The 3,867-nt window shown below is 40.9% G+C and carries 3 protein-coding genes and 2 pseudogenes; 2 read left to right on the top strand and 3 right to left on the bottom strand.

The features are described 5' to 3' along the window. From AC37HE_RS13645 to AC37HE_RS13635, 3 genes and pseudogenes are all read right to left on the bottom strand, one after another. Positions 1-362: pseudogene (locus AC37HE_RS13645) on the bottom strand (sialate O-acetylesterase); the annotation flags it as partial. Between the two features lie 431 nt (positions 363-793). Beyond that, positions 794-1,939 carry a BT_3928 family protein gene (locus tag AC37HE_RS13640; RefSeq protein ID WP_500783404.1) on the bottom strand — a complete coding sequence of 382 codons (1,146 nt, stop codon included), beginning with the start codon at positions 1,937-1,939 and terminating at the stop codon, positions 794-796. Between the two features lie 42 nt (positions 1,940-1,981). Next, entirely contained in the window at positions 1,982-2,524 is a 543-nt protein-coding gene (locus AC37HE_RS13635; protein ID WP_500783403.1) for a DUF1599 domain-containing protein, read from the bottom strand. Between the two features lie 216 nt (positions 2,525-2,740). Between AC37HE_RS13635 and folP the strand changes: the two genes are divergently transcribed. Next, positions 2,741-3,619: a dihydropteroate synthase gene (folP, locus tag AC37HE_RS13630; RefSeq protein ID WP_500783402.1), complete on the top strand. Its 879-nt coding sequence runs from the start codon at positions 2,741-2,743 to the stop codon at positions 3,617-3,619. Next, positions 3,620-3,867: pseudogene (locus AC37HE_RS13625) on the top strand (TIGR00159 family protein); the annotation flags it as partial. It abuts the gene before it with no gap.

Raw genomic sequence — 3,867 nt, 5'->3', positions numbered from 1 at the left:
TTCTTCACATTTTGAACAATCCACTCCATGTTGGACTGGCCGGAGCAAACCCAAACTTCACCAATCAGGATATTCTTGATTGTTACTGTGTTTTTGCCTTCCACCAGCAAGGTGTAGGGGCCACCATATTCCATCGAAGGTAATTTTACACTCCAGCTTCCATCAGACGAAGCTTTGGTTTTTAAAACTTTCCCGGCAAACAGAACAGTGATTTTCTCGTTTTTATCAGCCCATCCCCAAACGGGGTTTTCGATTCCCTGTTGGAGAACCATGTTTGAACTGAAAATCCGGGCCAGCTTCACTTCAGCGTTCACAGTATTGAATGCTAATAGAACAGCCAGCAGAATAACTAGTCGTTTCATAAGTTTGTTAGTTTTATTAGTATACAAGAACATAGAGCTTTCTACTCTAACTATTCAGCTATTGTTGGATTTGCAAGTTAACGAAATCCACGCTGGTATGTACCGTTCTGCTTGTTATTTTTTGGGTTGAAATACTGAAAGAAGATCGGTTCTTCTTTTCAGCAAACATCAAAAAAATATTACCTTTAGATATTAATTAATTTAACTCCCCCGCCGAGAAATCCTTCTCTCACCTTACAGAGAATTTACTTCGTATTATTTTACGATAGGCGGGGGACTTTTAAATATAAAACGGAATAGCTACAACTTACTCCTTACATTTTTTTCAATAAAAAAATCCCATTTTAGCCAGTGGCGAAGGAACTTTTTTGACCACAAAAAAGCCGACTCCTTTCGGAAGCCGGCCTATCTTATCCACCCATTTTATCGGGTTATTTCTTCTTTGCATCCAAATATGCCAACTCTCTTTCAAACTCATCAACTGTAGGGATATCGTTGAAATGCCATTTATCGATAATGGTGCCCTTTTTCATCAGAACCAGCCCCGGGTTAGCACGAATGATTGTCTTTAAGGTGATTTCGTCGGTATTGAAAAACTCAAAAGGCAGATTCTTCTCTGCAGCAATCGCCTGTGCATCATCCAAAAGCGACGCCGTTAAGCCAATAAAGTTCATGCCATTGTGAATAGCGTAATTACTCAACGATTTAATTCGATCCAAAGCCGACCAATCTGCTTCTTCCAGGTCTTTCGATATGAACATGAAGGTATAGGTATCATCATACAGGAAAAAGTCCTTAATATCTTCCCCATCCTGTGTTTCAATTGTGAAATTATGAATAGGCGGCTCATAACCTTTTTGGACCAGCTCGGTATCCATCGATACAAACTTCCAGGTTAAGGTATCCTGCCAGGGATAATTTTGCTCTGTAAACTCTTTTTTCTTTCCAGTTTTCAGGTTTTCATAGACAAAAACATTGGCATACTTATCTTGTGGTGCATCAGCCGGCATCATCATCCCTTCCGGAATGTTTGTGCCTATTTTATAGGGTCTGAAATCGATGATCGGCAAATGGTTGTAGGAATAATCAATCAAATAAGCGAACACCAACACGGTTGTACCTGCCATAATAGTGGCAATTAGCGGAAACTTCGTTGGACGGTATTTTTTCCCGTAAACAACAATAATAATTGCAAAAGCTGAGAAGAGAATATTCTTGTAGAAAGTTTGCCAGTTAGTCAGGGTCAAAGCATCGCCGAAACAACCACAGTCGGTTACCGGATTGCTGGTTGCAACAACAAGCGTAACAACCGTAAAAAAGGCCATAAACAGCAATGCAAACCAACTGAAAAACTTATTGAGCACATTTGTTACCAAGGCTATACCGGTAACAAATTCGGCAAGCGACAACAAAATTCCCAACGGTAGAGCCAAACCCACAAAAGCCTCCATATTCCAGGCCTGGAAATAGTCGGTAAACTTGTAGGCTGAGCCCAGCGGATCAATCCCTTTTACAAATCCGGAGAATATAAAAACCAGTCCCAGTAAGATGCGACAAAGGTGCCAAATGTATTTCATCAAGTATGTTGTTTTAGTTGTTTGCCATTACGAACCGTTGCCTTAGTCCGGAAATTCCAGCTTGATCATCGCAAATACCGCATAGTTAATCATATCGAGGTAATTTGCATCAATACCTTCCGAAATCAGGGTTTTACCGGCATTATCTTCGATTTGCTTGGTCCGCTTAATCTTCATCAAAATTAAATCGGTAATTGAGCTAATTCGCATAAAACGCCAAGCCTCATCGTAATCATGATTTTTATTCAACATCAAATCGAGCGCTTTGTTGAAATAAAGGCGGTAAAGATCCAGCGTTTCCTCATGGCTCAGATCATCGGTTTCAGCAATTCCCTTTTCCAGCTGAATTAAGGCCATGATGCAGTAATTAATAATCCCGATGTATTCCGAGCGACTGTCTTCATCAACTTTCATCGTGCCTTTCATCTCAATACTTCGGATACGCTGAGCTTTAATGAAGATTTGATCAGTCAGTGAGCTGGGACGTAAAATGCGCCATGCTGTACCGTAATCCTGCATTTTCTTGGTAAAGATGTCCTCGCAAATCGCAATGACATGTTTGTATTCCTGAATTGTTTTTTCCATTTTGAAATTAATACAACAAAGTTTTTTTGATAATCTATCTTTCGAAGGTAAGCTGGTCAAAGTTCCAATTACAACTCGAAACCAGCGTAAAACTTCCTTTTTGCAGGGCTTTTCAAGCCCTATTCAGCCATAAAAATAGGAATTAAATGCGTAATTTGACGGCATATTTTTACATTTGTAAGATACATTGTATAACTTCTCAAATCGTTAGGATTTATGTTGATAACAGGTTCGGCCAGTAAATTTTTCAAACGTAAAAGTTCCATTAGTCTGAATGGCAAACTATTGGATTTAACCAGCCCCATCGTCATGGGGATTTTAAATGTAAGCCCCGACTCGTTTTTCGATGGTGGCAAATATAACAGTGTTGATGCTGCTGTTGCCCGAGCCGAACAAATGATCGCAGATGGTGCCGATATCATCGACATTGGTGCAGTATCAACCCGTCCCGGAGCCGAAAATGTATCAACTAAGGAAGAATTGACCCGCTTGTTACCGGTTATCACGGAGGTGCGGAAACGATTCCCGGAAATTCCCTTATCCATCGATACTTATCGTTCATGGGTGGCCCTGCGCATTATTGACGAAGTTGGCGAATGTATTGTGAACGACATTTCCGGTGGCACATTCGACGAACACATGTACGATACCATCGCGAAACTCGGAGTTCCATACATTTTGATGCACATTCACGGAACACAAGCCGATATGCACGAAACGCCGGAATATGAAGATGTGATCAAAGACATTTCAAAATTCTTCTCCGATAAAGTTCGGAAACTAACTAAAGCCGGCGTCAAAGATGTCATCCTGGATCCGGGATTTGGCTTCGGGAAAAGTCTGGAGAATAACTATGATCTGCTAAACCGGCTGGATGCTTTTAAAGTCTTTCAGCTACCCGTTTTAGTTGGTGTAAGCCGGAAGTCAATGTTATACAAAACACTGGAAATTGATGCAGAAAACAGCTTACCGGCAACCATAGCTGCCAATACCATGGCCCTGCTTGGCGGAGCAGACATCTTGCGGGTTCACGATGTCAAAGAAGCCGTTCATGCAGTAAAGCTTTTCAATAAATTAAAAGAGACAGCCAAGTAGATGAACCTGTTTATCACCATCCGGTTTTTAGATATTCTCGACATTTTGTTGGTGGCTTATCTGCTTTATCAGCTCTATATGCTGATAAAAGGAACAGTTGCCTTTAATATCTTTATCGGATTGTTTGTTGTTTACCTGTTTTGGCTACTCATTCGGGCGCTCAACATGGAATTGCTTGACACCTTAATGGGACAATTCCTTGGCGTTGGTGTATTAGCCTTGATTGTCGTCTTTCAGCAGGAGATCCG

Source organism: Mangrovibacterium sp. (genome assembly GCF_059905295.1).
This window is presented reverse-complemented; position numbering and strand designations above follow the sequence as displayed.